Raw genomic sequence first — 22,791 nt, forward strand, 5'->3', positions numbered from 1 at the left:
GTGGGTAATCACAAAAATTAAGGTTAAAAAAACCGGGTTTATTTAGTGTCGCGAAGTAAGTTTCTTACCCTCGCAGCCAGAGAAACCCGGTTTCTGGGAAAAGCTGCTTTAGGCAACAGAGATATCAAGTCTGGGTAAGAAATCTGTACCGAGATTTGGCTGCATCTGGGCGAACATGGGTGAGATCGCATCCAATGAGTTTGGCTCAAAAAACTCTGCCACCCTATTACTTTTCTGCGTCATACCTGCATCTATAGGTATTGAATTAAATGGTAGAGTAGGGGATGCGTTAGCGAAGCTTTCCGCAGGAATCGCTGTTTCAACTACATCTACAACAGATGTATTATGGATGCGATCGCTTGACCGCAAATTATTACTCTCAGGCTCGATCAAATCTCCAGTTACGCTGTCAAAACTTGCCGATAAAGCTGCAACTTCTTGGCTCTGATTTGTGGAATTAGCCAAGCTAAATCCACTGCGGTTTGAATTAGCATTGGCAGTAATTATCCTTTCTACTTGCACGGGCGACAGATTAGGATTGGCACTTAAAATCAAAGCAGCGACACCCGACACGTGAGGTGCAGCATACGATGTACCAGTTTTAGTGCCATATCTGCTCAACGGAAATGTAGAGTAAATATCAACCCCAGGAGCGGTTACATAGTCTAACCGGGTTGTTCCTGCTCGATTGGAAATCCAAGACATATTATTATTGCGATCAACTGACCCAACAGCAATTCCAAAATGGGTAGCATAGCGTGCTGGGTAGTCGGGTACTATGTCGCCATCATTTCCAGATGATAAAATAACAACCGTCCCTTTTCCAATTGCATAACGAATCGCTTGTGTTACGGGATCGTTAGTAATATCATTACCCATACTGAGATTAATTACATTGGCTCCATTATCGGCAGCATAGCGAATTCCAGCAGCAACATTTACCCCATAGCCTCCATTAGCTCCATTGTAAACTTTTACAGGCATAATTTTGGCATTGAAAGCCACACCTGTCATACCAAACTCATTATTTTCTGCTGCAATAATCCCTGCTATGTGAGTTCCATGATAATAGAAATCCATTGGATTGTTATTGCTATCTGCAAAATTCCAACCCCGGACATCATCAACAAAACCATTGCGGTCATCATCAACTCCGTTACCAGTAATTTCTTTGGTATTAATCCAAATATTGTTATCTAAGTCGGGGTGTGTGTAGTCAACACCGCTATCTACGACAGCCACTACAATGCCTTGCCCAGTGTAACCTTTACTCCAAGCTTCTGGAGCTTTTACCATATCCAAATTCCAATTATTGCCACCTAAATTGGGAACGTCTGAAAAAGGGCTTTGTCCGATGGCGGCGGCTACAGCGGCTGAAGCATTCACCAAGCCATAGCCAATGCTAGCACTATATGGAATTGGAGAGAAAGAGCGTCCTTCAAAAAAACCGTAACTTTGGAAATGTTCCCACAATTGACGATTGTTAAAACTAGCCAAGTCGCCATTGCTCGCGCGGTAGAAGTTTATATCCAGAAACGGTGAAAAAATCCTGCCTTCATTTATACCCCAATCAATTAAGTGATTGAACAGTTGACGATTGCTCAAGTTGACTAAGTCGGGATTGGTAGCGCGGTAGAAATTGAGATCGATAAATGGAGAAAAGGCTCGCGCTTCCTCGACACCAAAAGTTAGCAGGTGATTGAACCGTTGACGATGAGTCTGGTTGGCTAAATCTGGATTGCTGTCACGGTAAAAATTGAGGTTGACAAAGGGTGAAAAAGAGCGTCCTTCATTCAAACCAAAATTGACTAAATGATCGAAAAGTTGGCGATTACTAAAATTAAATCTGGCTAAATCTGAGTTCCTAGCGCGGTAGTAATTGAGGTTTACAATCGGTGAAAAATCTCGTCCTTCATTTAAACCAAAATTTGCCAAGTGTTCCAACAGTTGACGATTGCTCAAGTGGCTCAGATCGCCATTTCTATTGCGGTAAAATTTTAGATCGACCAAGGGCGAGAAAACTCGCCCCTCGGCTAGACCATAATCTCTCCAGTGCTGTAATGCTCGCTGGTTGTCAAAGTTACGCAAGTCTGGGTTATTGGCTCGATAAAAATCTGCGTCAAATAGGTTTTCCAGGGCTATAGGTTGATTAGACATAAAGTATCTCCTAGTTGGAGTGGGCAAAGTGGATGCATTTAATTTAGGATTAGGATGGAATGAGAAAAATATGCAACCTATGCAAAGAAACCCGGTTTTTTTGAAAAACCGGGTTTCTGGGGAAAAGGTAGTATCAAAAGAAACGTCTGGCAAAAATTACTAGGACAGGCAGGATGCCCATCCCACAATAGTAGAGGCGTTACATGTAACGTTTCTACTATTCCAGCTTGACAAATTGACCGTTTTCAACTTTGATTAATGCATCAGATCGCTGTTTCTGAAATAGGAATTCTCGTTCGCCTGTGTTGCTGTTGAACTTAAATTCTCCGGTGACACCTTGGACTTTAAAGTTGGCAGATCTGAGGATATTGTCTAATTGGTCACGAGTTGGATTTTTTTCTAGCAAGAGTTGTTGTAAAGCGGTGGCGATCGCTCGCGTTGCATCCCCAGCCATCGTCGTTCGCCAAGTGTTTAATTCTGCTTTCCAAAGCGAGCGAAAAGCATCTTTTTCTTTTTGATCGGGGAAGTATGGAACTGATAATGTCAAACCTTCTACTGCTTTTCCTCCCCACTCCATTGTTTTATCGTTATACAAAGTTGGACTGCCATACAGCTTAATAGGTAACTGATTTTCTCGAATCGCCTTAAATATCTCGCTCGTCTTTCGCAGATTATCTACATAGGGTGCTATCAGCAAAATATTTGCTTTGTTTTTTCTAATTTCTTCAACCACAGTCATGGGTTGGAAATTTGGTTTTCCCAGAGTACAAGGTATGTCGATAATCTGTCCTCCATAGGCTGAAACAACGTACCTAAATTCGCTTCTAAACGATTTCTGATCTGGGGATACCTCATCTAAACAAACAGCAACTTTGGTCTTAAGAATTTCCTTGCCAAGACCTTTAGATAATTGTGCGGCAAAGAAAGTAATTTGCGGAACCATGCGAAAAACATACGCAGGTTCTTGCAATTGGTTGGCAAAGCTTGTTGGGGAAACCATGACTAATTTCCCTTGTTTATAAATAGGAGCGGCTGCAACAGAAGCAACGCTGGTATTATGTGCAACAACTGCAAAAATGGCGGGATCTTTGACAAACTTACTAGCAACTTTTCTCACTAGATTGGGATCGTTATTATCATTCGCGATCGCTACCTGTAATGGTAAGCCATTAATCCCGTAGTTGCGATTAACTTCCTCTTGCACAGAAGCTACACCCCGCAATATTTCCTCGGCTATTGGTTGGTTGTTACCAAGGGGTATGCTGACGGCAATTTTAATCGTCTGTTTGCTATTCGCTGCTATGGCATTGTTTAAATAAATTCGCGCCTCCGGATCGTTGGGATTTTTATCGAGAGATGCTTTAAATTTTGCTATGGCTACTCCGTAGTTTTTATCCGCAAAAGCTTTGACACCTGCTTCTTTTTCAGGTGTGGTGTTTTGGCTGAGCATTTCTTCGCCTAAGCTGATTCCAGAAACACGAGTAGAATCTTTATCTAGATCGATGATTTTATGGATGGCAAAGGCTAGGGTGATGAGTGCGATTCCTGCGGAAAGCTTCGCTAACGATCCCACACTCCATCCCGCAACTTGCTTAATTTTCAGTTTTGGGTTTCTATCTTCCTTTGGCTTTTGATCTAACTCTTTTTCCGCTTGATTTGACTGTTCTTGTCGTGGATAAAATAGCGGTGGTTCTTCCGGATTTTGAAAAATGACGGGTAGCCAAGAGGCATTAGGAGAATAATCTTCTACTTCATCACTTAACTTTTTCCTGGCTTTACACACGGCTTGATGTAAAGACTTCCCTTCTTGAGCAAAGTTAGTTAGAAAATGCTCTAAAAATTTTTGAGCAACTTTATCGTGGACTGGCTCCCTCATTACGATAATATGAGGAATCTTGACCTCTTCAAGTTGTCGCGCTAAACCTAATCCATCGCAAGAATTAAAAATCGCCAGCTTCAATCCATTTTTGACAGCTATTCGTAACTCTTCCTTGATCTTCTGAGGTGATAAAGATTTTTGGTCATTAATCCAAATTATCGCATCACTTTCGTCTGGTTGAGTTGCACTATGTCCCGCAAAGAAGACAATATCCCAAGGCTCTTTTCTAAGTTTTTCTCTGAGTTCTTCCAATCCAGGTTGTCTGAGCGGCTTTAATTCTGCTCCAGGTAATGTTTTTTCAAGAATATCCCAATCGGTTTGAATATCAATGTTTTCATCGCTTCCCAAAATCACTAAAATTTTGACAGGAAAGCTCATAGCTCCTGTTTCCTGCGATTTTTTACTGCTGCTTAACGCCACTTCAAAGTTGTCATATTCTTCGCTCAGCAAATGCCATAACTCCCAAGGTAGCTTTTGTAATTCTGGGTTGGCAGTTTGCACGATGAAGCTTACAGGTTCATCCGCTGTCACGTTCCGCGATAATGTCCAGTTGATCTTCTCTAGCGAGGATTTTCTTAACCAATGCTTGAAATCTTTTTCAAACTTGTCAGCGGCTTCTCGCGCGCGCTGTTCGCTGTTTATACTAGATTGTGTAATTATGTTTGGTGGAACCTCAATCTGTCGTCTCCACCAGCGGCAATTTTCATCTTTACCCCAAAGGTAGTAAGCGTCTTTCCATTCCCGGTAGCTGGCTATAATTTTAGAGTTTGGGAGCAGAGTTTCGGTAACTTCATCAGCACAAAGTTTACCATTTTCACCCCTAATTTCTAAGGTGACGGGAAACCCTTGCTCGAAATTACCTTGGTCAATTCTGAAAATAACTCGCTTGCTCATTTATGCTACTCCTTTTATAACTATTCAATCTTGACAAATTGACCGTTTTCAATTCTGATTAAGGCGTCAGAGCGCTGTTTATGAAACAGAAATTCCCGTTCGCCTGTGTTACTGTTGAACTTAAATTCTCCGGTGACTCCTTTGACTTTAAAATTGGGGGTTATGAGGATATTGTCTAATTGGTCACGAGTGGGATTTTTTTCTAGCAATAGTTGTTGTAAAGCGGTGGCGATCGCTCGCGTTGCATCCCCAGCCATCGTCGTTCGCCAAGTGTTTAATTCTGCTTTCCAAAGCGAGCGAAACGCATCTTTTTCTTTCGCATCTGGGTAGTAGGGAACTGGTAATGTCAAGCCTTCTACTGCTTCCCCGCCTGTAAGAGTTTGCTCGGTATGCAAAGTTGGGCTGCCATACAGCTTAATCGGTAACTGACTTTCTCGAACTGCTTTGAAGAGAGCGATCGCATTTTGTACGTTATTTGAATGGGGTGCGATCATCAAGCTGTTAGCCTTGTTCCTTCTAATTGCCTCAATTACAGTATTTGGATTGAAATTGTGGACTGAAAGGTCACATTCTAGATCGATGTTCTGTCCTTTAAAAGCTGAAACAACGTACTTAAATTCTCTTCTCAATGATTCATTATTTGAGGAGACATCTAAACACACTGCAATTTTTGGTTCAGATATTTCCCGATCGATCGATTTAGACAACTGCGAGGTAAAGAAACTGATCTGGGGAACCATCCGAAAAATATACGCAGCCTGTTTGATGTCGGTCGAAAAGCTAGTGGGGGAAAGCATGACTAATTTCCCATCCTGATAAATCGGAGCTGCTGCGAGGGTAGCCTCGCTTGCATTGTGTCCGACAACTGCAAAAATAGCGGGATCTTTGACAAACTTACGGGCAACTTTTTGAGCCAGAACGGGGTCGTTATTATCATTAGCAATGACTACCTGTAATGACTTGCCATTAATTCCGTCGTCGCGATTAATCTCCTGATGAACTGCCGCAACACCCCGTAAAATCTCTTCGGCTCTAGTTTGATTAGGCCCAAAGGGTACGCTAATAGCAATTTTAATTGTTTCTTTGTGAGACGCTGCTTTGGCATTGTTTAAATAAATTCGCGCCTCCGGATCGTTGGGGTTTTTATCGAGAGATGCTTTAAAGTTTGCTATTGCCTCCGAGTAGTTTTTATTGGCAAAAGCTTTTACGCCTGCTGCTTTTTCAGGTGTACTATTTTGGCTGAGGATTTCTTCTCCTAAGCTGATTCCAGAAACACGGGTAGAATCTTTATCAAGCTCGATGATTTTATGGATGGCAAAGGCTAGGGTGATGAGTGCGATTCCTGCGGAAAGCTTCGCTAACGATCCCACACTCCATCCCGCAATTTTTTTGATTTTCAGTTGTGGTTTTTGGTCTTCCTCTTGCTTTGCTGCTGGCTTTTCTTCTGGGGTTGACTGCTGTTCTCGCGGATAAAATAGCGGTGGTTCTTCAGGATTTTGGAAAATTACAGGTAGCCAAGAGGCGCTAGGAGAACGATCTTCTACTTCATCACGACTTAACTTTTTCCTTGCCTCACATACTGCTCGATGTAAAGATTCCCCGTTGGCAAAGCGAGTCAGAAAATGCTCTAAAAACTTTTGGGCAACTTTGTCGTGGACAGGTTCGCGCATGACAATAATGTGGGGAATATTTAACTTATCAAGTTGTCGTGCTAAGCCCAATCCATCACAAGAATTAAAAATCGCCAGTTTCAATCCATTTGTGACAGCTTCTTGCAATTCTATCTCAATCTCTTTAGGCGATAAGGATTTTTGGTCGTTAATCCAAATTCGCGCATCATTTTCGTTTGGATAAGTCGCACTATGTCCGGCAAAGAAGACAACATCCCAAGGCTGAGAGTTAAGTTTTTCTCTTAATTCGGGCAATTGAGGTTTGTCTATCCGGGTTAGGTTGGCTCCGGGTAATGTCTTAAGACTATTCCAATCAGGTTCAAGATCGATGTTTTCATCGCTTCCCAAAATAACTAAAATTTTGACAGGAAAGCTAAGTTCTCCTTTTATCGGTTCTTTTTTCCGGCTCAAAGCTACTTGGAAATACTTATAGCCTTCGATTAAATCGCATATATCCCAAGGAAGTTTTTGTAACTCTACGTTGTCAGTTTGCACGATGAAAGTTACAGGTTCATCTTCTTGGACATTTCGCCATAATCTCTTTTCTATATCCTTTATTAAGGATTGATTTAGCCAATTATTGAAAGATATTTGAAACTCGCCAGCCGCATTTTTCACGCGATTTACACTGTCTTCACTGGTAGAATAGTTTTGATTCATGCTTGGTGGCACATCAATTACTCGTCTCCACCAGCGACAATTTTCATCTTTACCCCAAGCGTAGTAAGCTTGTTGCCATTGCTGGTATTTGGTGAGAATTTCAGAGTTGGGAACCAGAGTACCAAAAGCTTCCCCAGCCAGAAGGTTACGCTGATGATCCCGAATTTCTAAACTGACGGGAAAACCTTGCTCGAAATTACCTTGATCTATTCTGAAAATAACTCGCTTGCTCATATTGATATCCCCGTTCAATCTATTCAACGTTGACAAATTGCTCGTCTTGAATTCGGATTAAGGCATCAGAACGATCTTGCTGCGATGGGAATTCGCGTTCGCCTGTGTTGCTGTTGAAATAAAATTCTCCAGTTAACCCCTTGACCTTAAAATTCTGATCTCTGAGGATACGATCTAATGCCTGACGAGTCGTTGGTTTGTTTTGCTTTAATAGTTGTTGTAAACCTGTGGCGATCGCTTTCGTCGCATCCTCAGCCATCGGCGATCGCCAAGTGTTGAGTTCAATCCCCCAGCGTGCATGAAATTCCTTCTTTTGTTGTTCTTTTTCTGCTGTATTGGGGAAGTAGGGAACCGAGATTGTTAATCCTTCTACTGCTTTTCCTCCTAACTGAATGGTTTCCTTGGTATACATAGTTGGACTGCCATATAGCTGAATCGATAGATCGCTGTCTCGCACTGCTTTTAAGATGGCGATCGCTTTTGGCAGATTATTGACATGGGGTGATACCAGCAGGCTGTTAGCCTTGTTTTCTTTAATCGCTTCAACGACAGTACTGGGATTGAAATTTAGGTCTGCAAGGTCACAGGGTAGATCGACTGTTTTCCCTCCATTGGCTAAAGTAACCGACTGAAATTCTTGTTTATACGATTGATTATCTGGGGATGGATCGATACACATGGCAACATTGGGTTTAGAGATTCGGTTGCCAATAGCTTTCGATAAGTGTGCGGCAAAAAAAGTAATCTGAGGAACCATCCGAAAAATATAAGCCGGTTGCTTCAATTGGTTAGCAAAGCTAGTTGCGGAAACCATAACTAATTCCCCGTCTTTATAGATAGGTGCTGCTACAACAGAAGCACTGCTAGCATTATGTCCAACGACGGCTAAAATTGTCGGGTCTTCAACAAATTTACGAGCAACTTCTTTAACCAAAGCGCCGTCATTATTATCATTGGCAATGACCACCTGTAATGGCAAGCCATTAATTCCCGATTCTTGATTAATCTTCTCTTGAACTTCCGCAACCCCGCGTAAAATTTCCTCGGCGATGGGTTGATTGTTACCAAGGGGTACGCTGACGGCAATTTTAAAGGTTGTTTTGCTGTTTGCTGCTTTGGCATTATTTAAGTAAATGCGTGCCTCCGGATCGTTCGGATTCTTCTGAAGCGATGCTTGAAAATATTCCACCGCTGCCGGGTACTTTTTATCCCGAAATGCTTTGATACCTGCTTGTTTTTCCGGGGTGCTATTTTTTTCGCTGAGGATTTCTTCTCCTAAGCTGATTCCTGGCGATCGCGTCGAATCTTTATCCTCGATGAATGGATAGATGATAAATGCTAGGCTTATGAGTGCGATCGCTCCCATTCCCCACCATGCAAGTTGCCGATCTTTTTGTTTCTTTTCTGGCGGTTTCGGTTGAGGGTCTTGTATTATTGTAACCGCAGGTTGCGGATAAAATAGCGGTGGTTCTTCAGGATTTTGGAAAATAACGGGTAGCCAAGAAGCCTTCGGAGAGTCATTTTCTAATAACCTTAATTGATCGCGTGCTTCGCGCACTGCTTCGTGTAAAGAAGCACCTTTAGCAAACTCAGTTAGAAAAGCATTCAAAAACATTTGAGCCACTCGATCGTGGATTGGCTCCCGCATGACTATAATATGGGGAATTTCCAAACTATCCAATTGTCGTGCTAATCCCAATCCATCACATGAGTTAAAAATCGCCAGCTTTAATCCATTTCTGGCAGCTTGAATCAGCGAAATTCTTAACTGAGCGGGGGATAAATATTCTGATTCATTGAGCCAAATTCTGCCATCATTTCCGTCTGGTCTAGTTGCGCTATGTCCGGCAAAAAAGATAATATTCCAAGGCTGACTCCTCAAGGTATCTCTGAGTTTGCTTGAGTCAGGTTTTTGCAGCAAAACTAATTCGGCATTCGGTAATTTATTCTGGATAATATTCCCATCGGTTTCAATCTCAATGTTTTCGTCGCTTCCCAAAATTACTAGGATTCTTACTCTTCCGCTCAAAGCTGCTGCTGGAGAGCGGCTGGCAGTCCCCAAAGCAACTTCAGCATGGTTATAATATTCCTGAAGGAAATTCCATTGTTCCCAAGGGAGTTTCTGTAACTCTTGGTTATCTGTCTGTACAACGAAACTCACCGATTCATTTTTGCCAACGGTATGTAGCAGTTGTCGCGTAATTTGTTCTAATGAACAATTATTTAGCCATGTATTAAAATACTCTTCAAATTGGCAAGCAGATTTTTCAGCTTCATGCTGTAAGTCATAACTCGATGAGTTTGTCTCCATATGCTCGGCAGCATCAATCTTTCGCCTCCACCAACGGTAGCTTTCTCCCCAAGATTTGTAATCGTCTTGCCACTTATTATAAAGTTCGAGAGTTTTTTGTGCGATCGCAAGTTTACCCCTGACTTCTTTACCGCACATCCTCCCATTTTCTCTAATAGTCAATGTGACGGGAAAACCTTGCTCGAAATCTCCTTGCTCGATTCTAAAGATTACTCGCTTACTCATTTCGATACTCCTTTAAGTTTGGTTGTTAGCTACTTCTGAATTGTCCGCCAATAGCAAGAGTCCGACGAACAATCTGGATCGATTAATGCGTTAGTGTCTTCTCGGCGATCGCTTCCGTTCAATGTAATCTTCCCGCTCAATCCTTCAAGTTTAAATTCCTTGTCTGCTAAGACTTTTTGCACTCCTATTCGATTGGGTTTACCTGGCTGGCTTTCTATTGCATGAATTGCCATTTTTAAGGCATCATAAGACAGGATAACCAGCCAAGTTGGCTTTTCTGTCTTTCCCCAAAAATCTTGAAATTGTTTATAATTGCTACTAGAGGGATAAAAAGGAGTAGTGACAACCATTTTTCTGAGTGCTTGCCTTCCTAAAGCCAAAACTTTATCATCTCTAACTGTCTCGTTGCCAGCAATCAACAATTCACCGTTGTTTTCTTTAATTACCGCTAGTTGATTATCCCCTTCATTAGAAGTGGTATAGGCATCGGGACTCAGGACTATAGCAGCATCTTTAAACTCTTTTTTCACTCTGGCTACGTTACTTTTTACCTTGGATGTATCTTCCCCTAAATCAAAATCTCCAACAATTTTTACCCGCCGAGCCAAATGAGTTTTAAATTCTTTCTTAAACGACTCGCTAAATGCTTTGCCTTTTGTGTAAAAGAACGCGATATTTTGATATTTTTTTTCGATCAAGTAGTCCGCTAATGGTTTGGATGCAGATTGAGTGTTTTGCGCGCTTCTAAAAAAGAAATTGTTAACAGGATCGGTAGAACTGAGTGCTTGAGAAGCCGCACTACCCGATACCAAGACTAATTTGTTAGCTTGATAGATATGTTTAGCGTTGGTTGTGAGATGACTGGAATAATGACCAATAACGACTAAAATATCCTGCCGCTTCACCAATTCTTTAGCAATTGTTTGAGCTTGTGCTATATGATTGCCATCATCGGCTATCAGAACTCTAATTTTCCATTTTTTGTCAGGGTTTTGATTGACTCGATCTTGCAGCCAAGCTATCCCTTTGACTATATCCTTACTTTGGAAATCTGGAGCATTCGAGATGGGAACTACTACAGGAATAGTGTAAATTTTGTCTGCGGGTATATTGTCAGCTAAAATCCTGGCATTATTCAGATAAATCAGCGTTTCTGGGTCTTTTTTCTCATGCCATGCTTCTGTTAGTAATTTGACGGCTTCTTGGTAGTTATGTTGTGCGATCGCATTAATCCCCTCTTCCTTTTTAAACTGCGGCGGACGATCTTTTGGATTCATTAACGCCTTCTCACCGCAACTCAGCGGTAAATTTTTATTCAGTTGCGCGTCGCAAGCTTTTTGTGGCGGCGGGAAGATGACAGATGTAGCCAATATCAGAGTTACTGCAATTCCACCCAATCCAAACCACAGGAATTTATTGATTTTTGGATAAACTAAGGGTGGATCTTCCGAAGAGCTTTGGAAGATAACAGGTAACCAAGAAGCATTGGGGGAGCAATCTTCGATCGATCTTAAGCGATCGCGTGCTTCCCGCACGGCTTGGTGTAAAGAATCGCCCCGCGCAAAGCTGGTGAGAAAATAGTCTAAAAATTTTTGTGCAACTTCATCGTGGACTGGTTCCCGCATCACGATGATATGGGGAATTTTCTCTGCCAATTGTCGCGCTAAACCCAACCCATCGCAGGAGTTAAAAATTGCCAGCTTTAACCCATTTCTAACAGCTTTTTTGAGAGAAGTCTTTAGATCGTTAGGCGATAGATAATCGTTGTCATTAATCCAAATGCCTGCATCATTCCCCTCTGGGTGAGTTGAACTATGTCCGGCAAAGAAAATAATATCCCAAGACCGACTCCTCAGTTGGTCTTTGAGTTCATCGACGCGAGGTTTTTGTAGTGGAACTAATTTGGCATTGGGTAACTTTTTTTGGAGAATATTCCAGTCGGTTTGAATATCAATTTTCTCATCACTCCCCAAAATTACCAAGATTTTGACTGGACTGCTCAAACGTCCTGTTTTGGGTGCTATTCTGCTGCTCAAAGCAATTTCAGCCTGGTTATATTCCTCTTGCAAGAAACCCCATAACTCCCAGGGTAACTTCTGTAATTCTTGGTTGTCAGTCTGGATAATAAAACTGACTGATTCGGTTTCATTAACTGTTCGTAGGAGGCGATTTTTAAGTTTTTCTAAGAAAGAACCAGCAAGCCATTCATTTAGAGCAATTTTAACTTGGCGAGCCGACTCTATAACATCTTTCTCACTGGAACCAGACGAAGTATTTGTAACGATTTCATCTGGAACAACAATTTTCCTTCTCCACCAGCGCTTGCTTTGTCCCCAAGAGCGATAGACTTGTTGCCAGTCATTATAGAGGTTGAGAATTTCTGGTGCGGGTGCAAGCTTACCCTTAACCTCTTCAGCGCAAACTTCCCCATTCACCTTAATCGTTAAGGTGACTGTAAAACCTCGATCAATATCACCATTGTCAATTCTGAAGATGACTCGCTTACTCATTTCTCTTCTTCCTTGAGGTATAATTATTGAGTTGTATGATACCAAAAAAATAAATAAAACAAAATAGGTTTATTTTATTTTAATAAACCTTTACATAAGTTATTTAATTGAGCGATCGCCAACCAAAAACCCAGCAGTATAGTTGGGTTTCGTTGCCTCAACCCAACCTACGTTTGTGCAGATAATATGTTGGTTAAACCACGAATTGTTCGGTGATGCTGGTGTCTTCTAAAGTTAGGCGGACACTGAAGCGATCGCCAACATCCGCCGTAAAATAAAGCGCAATGTAATCATCCAGCGGTTCTCGCCTTGCAACAGCTTCCAAACGCGGAATTGGAGCGCCATTTTCATCGAGTGCAATCAATCGCAAATCGGGAGGTAATTTAGTCTGATTTTCCATTGGATACGCTCGCAGCAACACGGCAATTCTCCCATCTACTTTTCGCAAAACAGCAATCATTAAAGCGATGGGATTCCCCATCAACTGGACGCCTAAATCCATCACCCTTCTGATCGCCGGATAGGTATAATTTGGATCTATTGCCCACAAATACTCAGCCGCTTTCCAGCGAACTGTTTCATCGCGAGTATACTGTAACAAATGCACCAACGCCTCTCGATCTTCAATGTCAGCCGGAAAATTTACATCACTTTGACTGTTACGAAACTGCTTGACTGCTCGTTTAATTTTTTCTGGTGAGTCTAGTTCAATTCCCTTCACTTGTTTGGCTCGAAATGCTGGGATTTTGGCATTGAACCATTCATCAAATGTTTGCCAACCTGCTTCAACTATCCCATCCAACCATATGTTGAGATTAAAGACGGGGGTAACTCGCCGTTTATAGAGTTGCTGTAACCAACGACTCTCATTTAACAATGCAACCCACTTTTGAAATTTTTTATTCAAGCGGGGAGAATAAGGTGAACGTTTGCTCAATTCTGCTATTAAATTTTCTGCCTCCTGATTGGATAGTGTTGCTAAAGGTGCAACTTGTCCTTTTTCGTCGCACAAATTAGACGCACCCTCCAGCATCTCTAAATTAGGAATAACCCAGTCTCCCTCGACGTAATACAGGCGATAAATCGGGTCGTAATCTGCTTTAGCTTTCAAAGTGCGTCGGGAAACAAAACCCCAAAAATGAACCGAGCGGTTTTCTATATCAACCTGGACGGGTAAATAATAATCCGCTGCTAAATTGGGAATATCCACCCATTCTTGAGGTACGGCGAAATCTTCCATATCGACGGTATCGGTGGGAATCAGTACCAGTCGTTTACCGTAAAGATTAATTCCAGAACCAGTAAAAAATTCCCAAAGCATGGGTAAAACTTCCCGATTGGGAAATACACTGGGGGGAGTTTCTAATCCTAAGTTTTCCTCGCACCAATGCAAAAATTTATTCAAACACAGGAGATTGAAAAAAGCATAATTGCGTCCCGTATCGTTTGAATAATTTTTAGGATTTGGGCGAGCTAATTCCAAATCGCTGTCCGAAAGTTCTAAGCACAAATGCTCGGAATAAATATTGCTGAGGCTGGTATTGCTCAATTTCATTGTTTTTTCCCCCGCTTAGTGTAAATATTGCAGAATTGTTTCTAGTCGAGTTTCGACTATTGCAGGAATGCTCTTGATAGCTGCACCCTCTGGTTGCAATTCGAGGTTAAATTCAGCTTGAATTTGAGCGAGCGTGTTGCTGTATAACCTTTGTTGCATTGCTTTTAAGCGATCGCGCACTTCCTCTTCAGTTCTTTGAATCATTTTTCCCATGTCTGAAAGTGGCTTTTTCACCAGATAAAACAACTTTAAGAATTCCCAGCTTTGCTCGTCCAATGAACGAATTGAATTTTGAACAAAGCGGTCGATTTCCTCAGAATAATGTTGCGACAACACGGCTTGTATTTCAGCCAATCCTGTAAAACTCGGTTCGATTTTTAGCTCTTTTCTGACCCAATCCCAAATTTGCGACAAAATATGCTTGTTTAACTTCTGGAGATAGCGACTGATTGTCGATTGATTTATACCTCCTATTTCGCTAGCAACTTGACCTTGATTCAGTTCTAACCCATACTTGAGAAAAAGAATTCGTTTGTCTTTCACTTCTTGTAACCCATTCAAAAGATTAGCGATCGCTTGCCTGAATGCGTTTACAGTTTCATCCATCTCCTCATCGTAGCTTGTCTCAAATGGAATGTTTTCTAGCAAATTTGTTTCCCGCTCAAAGTTGGAATAAAAACGATCCCAAAAAGAATTACGGGTTGGATCTGATAATCGTCGAATCGCTTCAGAGATGTTCTCCAACCAGGTTTTAATTTCCGAGCCGCTAACGCTATTTTCAGTTTCATTCAACTCATTATAACGGTCGGCGATATTTTGAAAATCTTGGGTTCTAAATGTATTGACGCTGAGGTAGACTGACTCGCTGTATTCCTTAAAACATTGCCAAACGAGCAGATATTGAGAGATTTGTGCTTTTGTGTAACCAGAGCGTTCTAGTGCTTCTCTGACTCGTGTTCGACTCGAGCGTGCCACTAAACCTAACTTAGTTTGTCCAAACATATTGTTTCCTGTAGCCCTCCTTAATTCGGGTAGTAAAAGATGCTTGAGTTTGATGTCAGTAAACCTGATGAATGTCGGATACCAACAGCGCATTTTAACGCGACTTTCGTCAAAATTGTTAAAGAACTTAGCTGGAGCAATTGCTGCAAGAGACGCCATCATAAATAAGTCTTGGAAACCAAGATTCTGATGAGTGTCGATCAGAGGCAAAATTCTCTTGGCTAGTATTTCGCAACGCCTTTGCAGAAACGCAATCCAATGGGTTCGCAATAGTTCCGACTCTGGATGCTGCTGGAACTGCTCGAATAGATAGCGAGCGATCGCCGCCTCCCACGGGTCGTTAACTAAATAGTCAACTGGTTGTATGATTTGACACAAATATTCAATGTTCTGTTGCAATCGGGGCTTGATTTGCCAGAAAATGCGATGTTCTTCTACGCGGTTGGGTAAGGTATAAAAACATTCCAATGGCATAATAGTGACCTGAGTAACTAGGTTGAGCGCTCTAAACTAGCTTCTCCGTTCGACTCCTGTATTGGGGTCTACACTTATCGATTGAGTCCGGTGCAAAAATTTATGCGAGCAAAATCTAGGTTGGTTGAGGAACCAAACCCAACACCCGAAGCATAAGCCATTAGCCATTAGCCATTAGCCATTAGCCATTAGCCATTAGCCATTAGCCATTAGCCATTAGCCATTAGCCATTAGCCATTACCCATTACCCATTACCCATCCTCACAAGTTCCTCAAATTGTTGTCCTATAACTCAAGATGTAGAGCCTAAAAGCATTTCAGCCTACGGAGTCTCTCAGATCGCGTTTGTTGGATCGCTCAGAGCGATGCTCGAGATGCGAAGGAAGTGTAATCGTGGGTGATTCAACAGCCAGGGGTAGCAAGGAATGCAAAAGCTCTAGAAACCGAATTGTGAGGCGGATTGAGTTTTATGGTGCAAGCAACTGAAAGAGAACAAACTCTCCAAACTCCGAAAGAAAAAGCCTTAGTCCTGTGGTTCGAGGACGTTGGTATCGCCGATATTCCATTAGTGGGCGGCAAAAACGCTTCATTGGGTGAAATGATTCGCCAGTTGACCCCCAAAGGGGTGAACGTACCCACTGGCTTTGCCACTACAGCTTATGCTTATCGGTACTTTATCGAACAAGCTGGATTAGAAAAAACACTGCGCCAGCTATTTTCTGACCTGGATGTGGAAAACGTCAAGAACCTGCGGATGCGGGGGCGACAAGCGCGTGCTTTAATTCTCAACACGCCATTCCCGGAAGAACTAGAAGAAGCGATTACTCAGGCTTACCTGAAATTATGCGATCGCTACGGCACCAGCGCCGAATTCTGCGAAAAACTCCCGCCGGAAGAACAAGAAGAATGCAAGCGCTACAGCAGCGACGTTGACGTAGCCGTCCGTTCCAGCGCCACGGCGGAAGATTTACCCGATGCCAGTTTTGCCGGTCAACAAGAAACCTATCTCAACGTATACGGCGTTGATGCAGTATTGGAAGCTTGCCATAAATGCTTTGCCTCCATCTTCACAGATCGCGCTATTTCCTATCGCACAATTAAAGGCTTCGACCACTTTGAAGTCGCCCTCTCCGTCGGCGTGCAAAAGATGGTACGGTCTGACCTAGCATCTTCCGGCGTCATGTTCTCCATCGACACGGAAACTGGCTTCAAGAATGCGGCATTAATTACCGCCGCCTACGGTTTGGGTGAAAACGTCGTCCAAGGTGCCGTCAACCCCGACGAATATTTTGTTTTCAAACCCACGCTGAAACAAGGCTTCAAGCCGATTCTGGAAAAACGCCTCGGCAGTAAAGAAATCAAAATGATCTACGACGTGGGCGGCGGTAAGCAAACCAAGAACGTCCCCGTCCCAGAATCAGAACGGGGCAAATATGCCATCAACGATGACGAAATTCTCACATTAGGTAAGTGGGCTTGCATTATTGAAGACCACTATTCCGATGTCCGGGGTACGTACAGCCCGATGGACATTGAATGGGCAAAAGATGGTTTAACCGGCGAACTGTTCATCGTCCAAGCCCGCCCCGAAACAGTACAATCGCAAAAATCCGCCAGCGTCATCAAGAACTTTAAGCTCAACGGTACGAGTAACGTTTTGGTAACCGGACGTGCAGTGGGCGAAATGATCGGTGCAGGTAAAGCCCGCGTAATTCTAGACGTTCACCGCATCGACGAATTCCAACCTGGTGAAGTGTTGGTAACAAATAAGACCGACCCTGATTGGGAACCGATCATGAAACGCGCGAGTGCGATCGTCACCAACCAAGGTGGACGCACCTGCCACGCAGCAATTATTGCACGGGAAATGGGAATTCCGGCGATCGTTGGTTGCGGTAACGCTACCGGCACGTTGAAGACAGGACAAGAAATTACCGTTTCTTGTTCGGAAGGGGAAGAAGGGCGCGTTTATGAGGGTTTAGTGCCGTTTGAAGTCCAAGAAACCCAACTCGATAACCTACCTCGCACCCGCACCAAGATTTTGATGAACGTGGGTAACCCAGAAGAAGCATTCGGTTTATCGGCAATTCCTTGCGATGGCGTTGGATTGGCACGGCTAGAATTCATTATCGCCAACCACATCAAAGCCCACCCATTAGCTTTGATGAACTTCGATACCCTCGAAGATCCGTTGGTGAAGAAAGAAATTGCCGAACTGACGGCATTGTATGACAACAAACCCGACTTCTTCGTCGATAAACTCGCCCACGGTATCGGCACGATCGCAGCCGCATTCTATCCCAATCCAGTAGTCGTGCGGATGTCCGACTTCAAATCCAACGAATACGCCAACCTCTTGGGTGGTAAGCAATTTGAACCCCACGAAGAAAACCCGATGATCGGTTGGCGGGGCGCATCTCGTTACTACGATGAAAAATACCGCGCCGCTTACGGTTTAGAATGTATCGCCCTCAAACGGGTACGGGACGAAATGGGCTTAACCAACGTCATCCCGATGATACCTTTCTGCCGCACCCCCGACGAAGGTCGCCGAGTATTGGCGGAAATGGAAAAATACGGCCTGAAACGCGGTGAAAACAATTTGCAAGTCTACGTGATGTGCGAAATTCCCAACAACGTCATCCTCGCGAATCAATTTAGCGAAGTATTCGACGGATTCTCCATCGGTTCCAACGACCTAACGCAACTCACATTAGGTCTAGACCGCGACTCCGCCTTAGTCGCCCACCTATTCGACGAACGCAACGAAGGCGTCAAAGAAATGGTGCGCTGGGTGATCGAACGGGCGAAGAAAAACAATCGCAAGATCGGTATTTGCGGTCAAGCGCCTTCTGACTACCCAGAATTTGCCCGCTTCCTAGTTGAACAGGGAATTGACTCGATCAGCTTGAACCCGGACACCGTTCTCAAGACGATGCTGGAAATCGCCAAAACCGAAGCCGAAATAGCTAATGGCTAATGGCTAATTGCTAATTGCTAATTGCTCATAGGTAATTGGTAATTAGCAATTGAACCAGAGTCGCAATTCCTATTACTCTTTCCCTTTCCCAAAAGGCTAGGGAAGGAGTAAAAAAGCGAAAAATCGCCAATCAACCAGCAATTAGCAATTAGCAATTAGCAATTAGCAATTAGCAATTACCAATTACCAATTCCCCATAAAAACTATGTTTCACAAAATTTTAGTAGCAATGGATTCTGACAGCAGTCAGCAAGTTTTTGACTCAGCTTTGACATTAGGTAAGGCAATGAATTCCCACCTGCTGCTGTTGCACGTACTAACGCCAGTTGAAGAAAGCAGTCCCAGAATTGCCGGTGCTTTTTCTGGTTTGGAAATTTATCCAGATTTAGCACCAGAAGTCTCCGAAGAAATGTTGATGAGTTATCGCAAACAGTGGGATGAATTTGAAACTCAGTGTTTAGACATGCTGCGATCGCTCACCGCCCAAGCGAACACCGCAGGCGTCAGCGCCGAATTCACTCAAAACGTCGGCAATCCCGGCAAAACCATCTGCGCGATCGCTCGCACTTGGGGCGCCGACTTAATTGTACTCGGTCGTCGCGGTCTTTCTGGTTTGGGCGAATTCTTACTAGGTAGCGTCAGCAACTACGTACTCCACCACGCCCCCTGCTCCGTTTTAACCGTACAAACTGTTAAAACCACAACCGAACAATCTAACCTAGAAAAATCAAATCTTAGTTATTAATCAGGAAAAAGCACGCTCGTAGAAATTCTTACTCCCTTCCTTCTGTCTCTTCCTTCGCGATCTTCGCGTCTTCGCGGTTAAATAATTCTTCTTCAAATGGAATAAACAACATGGTTGCAAACGCAGAAAAATCAACTCAAAAACAACATCCCAGCGGCGATAAACGCTTCAAAGCGCTGGATATTACCATGAAGCGGAATCAATATCGCCAAGATGCTTTAATTGAAATCCTGCACAAAGCGCAAGAAGCTTTCGGTTACCTAGAAGAAGACGTACTGCTATACATCGCGCGCGGTCTAAAATTACCCCTCAGTCGCGTCTACGGAGTTGCCACTTTTTACCATCTATTTTCCCTTAAACCCAGCGGCGCTCATAGCTGCGTAGTTTGTTTAGGAACAGCTTGTTACGTCAAAGGCAGCGGCGAAGTGTTAGCAGCGCTAGAAAAGAAAGCTTGCATTCATCAAGGCGAAACCACACCAGATGGACAAATGTCATTAATGACAGCGCGGTGTATTGGTGCTTGCGGCATTGCCCCCGCCGTTGTTTTCGATGGCGAAGTCGCCGGAAAAGTATCGGCAGAACAGGCACTAGAAAGAATCGAAAAATGGCTAATGGCTAATGGCTAATGGCTAATGGCTAATGGCTAATGGCTAATGGCTAATGGACAGAAAAACCTATTAGCAATTAGCAATCAGCAATGAGCAATCAGCAATTAGCAATGAGCAATTAGCAATGAGCAATTAGCAATTAGCAATGAGCAATTAGCAATTAGCAATTATGGACTTACCAGAACTACTCGAAATTGCCGAAAAAGAGCGCAACAATTACAAACCGATTCGCGTGCATTGCTGTACCTCAACTGGATGTCGCGCTGCCAATTCTGTAGCGGTGAAGAAGAATTTAGAAGGGGCAGTCAAAGAGTTGGGAATGAGCGATCGCATCCAAGTCGTCGGCGTGGGATGCATGGGTTTTTGCGGCAATGGCCCACTCGTAGAAATCGATCCGCAAGATAAACTCTACGAACGAGTCGAACCAGAACAAGCTGCCAGTATTATTGACTCGCTCAATGGCGGCACGACAACCGCACAAGAAGGTGATTTTAAACACCCATTCTTTACCCGTCAAAAGCGCATCGTGCGCGAAACTAGCGGCAAAATTGACCCGGAACGCATCGAAGAATATATCGCCGCCGGGGGCTATCAATCTTTGTATAAAGTCATACACGACATGAACCCCGCGCAAGTCGTGGAAGAAATTAGTAAAAGCGGCTTGCGCGGGAGAGGCGGTGCTGGCTATCCTACGGGGTTGAAATGGGCAACGGTGGCAAAAATGCCTCCCGGACAAAAATATGTGGTCTGTAACGGCGACGAAGGCGATCCGGGTGCATTTATGGATCGGTCGGTATTGGAAAGCGATCCGCATCGGGTGTTGGAAGGGATGGCGATCGCAGCGTATGCCGTCGGTGCTAGCGAAGGCTACATCTACGTCCGCGCCGAATATCCCCTAGCGATCGAACGTCTGGAAATTGCGATCAAACAAGCCAAAAAACTCGGTATTTTAGGCAGTCAAATTTTTGACTCGCCCTTTGACTTTAAAGTCAGCATCCGCATCGGTGCCGGTGCCTTTGTCTGCGGCGAAGAAACGGCGCTGATTGCTTCGATTGAAGGCGGTAGGGGTAACCCGCGCCCCCGTCCACCTTACCCCGCCCAATCGGGATTGTGGGGTTGTCCGACGCTGATTAATAACGTGGAAACCTTCGCTAATATTGCTGCGATCGTGCGCGAAGGTGCAGACTGGTACGCCAGCATCGGCACCGAAAAAAGCAAAGGCACTAAAGTTTTTGCCCTCACGGGTAAAATCCGCAACAACGGTTTAATCGAAGTACCGATGGGGATTACCCTGCGAGAAATCGTGGAAGAAATGGGCGGCGGCGTCATCGAAGGCGAAGTCAAAGCGGTGCAAACCGGGGGGCCTTCTGGTGGTTGCATTCCCTCATCGTTATTGGATACCCCAGTCGAATACGATTCCCTCGTGCAACTCGGATCGATGATGGGTTCCGGCGGCATGGTGGTGATGGATGATACTACGAGCATGGTGGAAGTTGCCCAGTTTTACATGGAATTCTGTCGCGGCGAGTCCTGCGGGAAGTGCATCCCCTGCCGCGTAGGAACGGTACAGATGTATCAAGCATTGACTAAAATCCTCAACAAGCAAGCAACAATGGCGGATTTGGAACAGTTAGAAGCTTTGTGCGATATGGTGAAATGCACGAGTTTGTGCGGTTTAGGACAATCTGCGCCCAATCCGGTGTTGAGTACGCTGCGTTATTTCCGAGATGAGTATTTAGCGTTGATTCAGAAATAATTGGCTAATTGCTAATTGCTAATTGCTAATAGGTCTTTCTTCCCATTAGCCATTAGCCATTAGCCATTAGCCATTAGCAAACAACAGAGGAGGACACATGTCGGTAAAGAATTTAACAATTTGCTAAGTGCTAATTGCTAATAGGTCTTTCTTCCCATTAGCCATTAGCCATTAGCCATTAGCAAACAACAGAGGAGGATACATGTCGGTAAAGACTTTAACAATTTGCTAATTGCTAATTGCTAATAGGTCTTTCTTCCCATTAGCCATTAGCCATTAGCCATTAGCAAACAACAGAGGAGGATACATGTCGGTAAAGACTTTAACAATTAATGGCAGTGAAATCGCGATTGAAGAGGGGGCGACAGTTCTCCAAGCGGCAAAAGAGGCAGGGGTTCGGATTCCTACTTTGTGTCATTTAGATGGGGTTTCTGATGTTGGTGCTTGTCGGTTGTGCTTGGTAGAAATTGAAGGGATGAATAAGTTGCTACCTGCTTGCGTTACGCAGGTTTGGGAAGGGATGAAAATTCAGACCGACACGCCCAAATTGCAAGAATATCGGCGCATGACCGTAGAAATGTTGTTTGTGGAAGGCAATCACGTTTGTGCCGTTTGCGTGGCAAATGGGAATTGCGAATTGCAAGATTTAGCCATAGAAATGGGGATGGATCATGCGCGCTTCCCCTATCGTTTCCCCGAAAGAGATGTTGATATTTCTCACGATCGCTTCGGCATCGATCATAACCGTTGCGTCCTGTGTACCCGCTGCGTGCGCGTCTGCGATGAAATTGAAGGCGCGCATGTTTGGGATGTGGCATTTCGCGGCGCTGCTGCCAAAGTCGTGACTGGTTTAAATCAACCTTGGGGAACAGTTAGCGCTTGTACGAGTTGTGGCAAGTGCGTGGAAGCTTGTCCCACTGGTGCAATTTTCCGCAAAGGCGTCACCGTGGCGGAAATGGATCGCGATCGCAGTAAACTAGACTTCCTCGTCACCGCAAGGGAAAAACATCAATGGACGCGGTAATGGTTAATGGTTAATGGCTAATGGCTAATGGGTAATGGCTAATGGTTAATGGCTAATGGCTAATGGCTAATGGGTAATGGCTAATGGTTAATGGCTAATGGCTAATG

Annotated in this window: 12 protein-coding genes; 5 read left to right on the forward strand and 7 right to left on the reverse strand. The window is 43.8% G+C overall.

Translation table 11 applies throughout. The features are described from left to right. Positions 1–108: 108 nt before the first annotated feature. From MiSe_RS09130 to MiSe_RS09160, 7 genes are all read right to left on the reverse strand, one after another. Complete coding sequence (locus MiSe_RS09130; protein ID WP_226577788.1) at positions 109–2,157, reverse strand: S8 family peptidase; 2,049 nt, start codon at positions 2,155–2,157, stop codon at positions 109–111. Positions 2,158–2,374: 217 nt separating this feature from the next. Continuing rightward, on the reverse strand, positions 2,375–4,930 hold the full coding sequence (locus tag MiSe_RS09135; RefSeq protein WP_226577791.1) for an ABC transporter substrate-binding protein: 2,556 nt from the start codon (positions 4,928–4,930) through the stop codon (positions 2,375–2,377). 20 nt (positions 4,931–4,950) lie between these two features. Beyond that, a complete protein-coding gene (locus tag MiSe_RS09140; RefSeq protein ID WP_226577794.1) occupies positions 4,951–7,494 on the reverse strand; it encodes an ABC transporter substrate-binding protein in 2,544 nt (847 codons plus the stop codon). Positions 7,495–7,513: 19 nt separating this feature from the next. Then, complete coding sequence (locus MiSe_RS09145) at positions 7,514–10,030, reverse strand: ABC transporter substrate-binding protein (RefSeq protein WP_226577797.1); 2,517 nt, start codon at positions 10,028–10,030, stop codon at positions 7,514–7,516. Positions 10,031–10,059: 29 nt separating this feature from the next. After that, the gene (locus MiSe_RS09150; protein ID WP_226577800.1) at positions 10,060–12,540 is read right to left on the reverse strand and encodes an ABC transporter substrate-binding protein; all 2,481 of its coding nucleotides are present in this window, start codon (positions 12,538–12,540) and stop codon (positions 10,060–10,062) included. 193 nt (positions 12,541–12,733) lie between these two features. Then, positions 12,734–14,095 (reverse strand): DUF1822 family protein, encoded by a 1,362-nt coding sequence (locus MiSe_RS09155; RefSeq protein ID WP_226577803.1) that lies wholly within the window; start codon positions 14,093–14,095, stop codon positions 12,734–12,736. Positions 14,096–14,110: 15 nt separating this feature from the next. Then, the gene (locus MiSe_RS09160; RefSeq protein WP_226577806.1) at positions 14,111–15,571 is read right to left on the reverse strand and encodes a sigma-70 RNA polymerase sigma factor region 4 domain-containing protein; all 1,461 of its coding nucleotides are present in this window, start codon (positions 15,569–15,571) and stop codon (positions 14,111–14,113) included. A 469-nt stretch (positions 15,572–16,040) separates the two neighbouring features. On the opposite strand from MiSe_RS09160, the gene ppsA reads away from it, so the two are divergent. The 5 genes from ppsA (at position 16,041) to hoxU (ending at position 22,684) form a co-directional block, all read left to right on the forward strand. Next, positions 16,041–18,551, forward strand: coding sequence for a phosphoenolpyruvate synthase (gene ppsA, locus MiSe_RS09165; RefSeq protein ID WP_226577808.1), 2,511 nt, complete (start codon positions 16,041–16,043; stop codon positions 18,549–18,551). 205 nt (positions 18,552–18,756) lie between these two features. Then, on the forward strand, positions 18,757–19,296 hold the full coding sequence (locus tag MiSe_RS09170; RefSeq protein WP_226577812.1) for a universal stress protein: 540 nt from the start codon (positions 18,757–18,759) through the stop codon (positions 19,294–19,296). A gap of 110 nt (positions 19,297–19,406) precedes the next feature. Continuing rightward, positions 19,407–19,922: a bidirectional hydrogenase complex protein HoxE gene (hoxE, locus tag MiSe_RS09175; protein ID WP_226577814.1), complete on the forward strand. Its 516-nt coding sequence runs from the start codon at positions 19,407–19,409 to the stop codon at positions 19,920–19,922. 151 nt (positions 19,923–20,073) lie between these two features. Then, a complete protein-coding gene (locus MiSe_RS09180; RefSeq protein ID WP_226577817.1) occupies positions 20,074–21,660 on the forward strand; it encodes a NuoF family protein in 1,587 nt (528 codons plus the stop codon). A 307-nt stretch (positions 21,661–21,967) separates the two neighbouring features. Next, positions 21,968–22,684: a bidirectional hydrogenase complex protein HoxU gene (gene hoxU / locus MiSe_RS09185; RefSeq protein ID WP_226577820.1), complete on the forward strand. Its 717-nt coding sequence runs from the start codon at positions 21,968–21,970 to the stop codon at positions 22,682–22,684. Positions 22,685–22,791 lie beyond the last annotated feature (107 nt).

Source organism: Microseira wollei NIES-4236 (assembly GCF_020521235.1).
In the GTDB taxonomy this organism is placed as follows: Bacteria; Cyanobacteriota; Cyanobacteriia; order Cyanobacteriales; family Aerosakkonemataceae; genus Microseira; species Microseira wollei.

Excerpts from the sequence above, each read along its gene's own strand:
- MiSe_RS09130 (WP_226577788.1), bottom strand. The coding sequence starts at position 2,157 with ATGTCTAATCAACCTATAGCCCTGGAAAACCTATTTGACGCAGATTTT.
- MiSe_RS09135 (WP_226577791.1), bottom strand. The coding sequence starts at position 4,930 with ATGAGCAAGCGAGTTATTTTCAGAATTGACCAAGGTAATTTCGAGCAA.
- MiSe_RS09140 (WP_226577794.1), bottom strand. The coding sequence starts at position 7,494 with ATGAGCAAGCGAGTTATTTTCAGAATAGATCAAGGTAATTTCGAGCAA.
- MiSe_RS09145 (WP_226577797.1), bottom strand. The coding sequence starts at position 10,030 with ATGAGTAAGCGAGTAATCTTTAGAATCGAGCAAGGAGATTTCGAGCAA.
- MiSe_RS09150 (WP_226577800.1), bottom strand. The coding sequence starts at position 12,540 with ATGAGTAAGCGAGTCATCTTCAGAATTGACAATGGTGATATTGATCGA.
- MiSe_RS09155 (WP_226577803.1), bottom strand. The coding sequence starts at position 14,095 with ATGAAATTGAGCAATACCAGCCTCAGCAATATTTATTCCGAGCATTTG.
- MiSe_RS09160 (WP_226577806.1), bottom strand. The coding sequence starts at position 15,571 with ATGCCATTGGAATGTTTTTATACCTTACCCAACCGCGTAGAAGAACAT.
- ppsA (WP_226577808.1), top strand. The coding sequence starts at position 16,041 with ATGGTGCAAGCAACTGAAAGAGAACAAACTCTCCAAACTCCGAAAGAA.
- MiSe_RS09170 (WP_226577812.1), top strand. The coding sequence starts at position 18,757 with ATGTTTCACAAAATTTTAGTAGCAATGGATTCTGACAGCAGTCAGCAA.
- hoxE (WP_226577814.1), top strand. The coding sequence starts at position 19,407 with ATGGTTGCAAACGCAGAAAAATCAACTCAAAAACAACATCCCAGCGGC.
- MiSe_RS09180 (WP_226577817.1), top strand. The coding sequence starts at position 20,074 with ATGGACTTACCAGAACTACTCGAAATTGCCGAAAAAGAGCGCAACAAT.
- hoxU (WP_226577820.1), top strand. The coding sequence starts at position 21,968 with ATGTCGGTAAAGACTTTAACAATTAATGGCAGTGAAATCGCGATTGAA.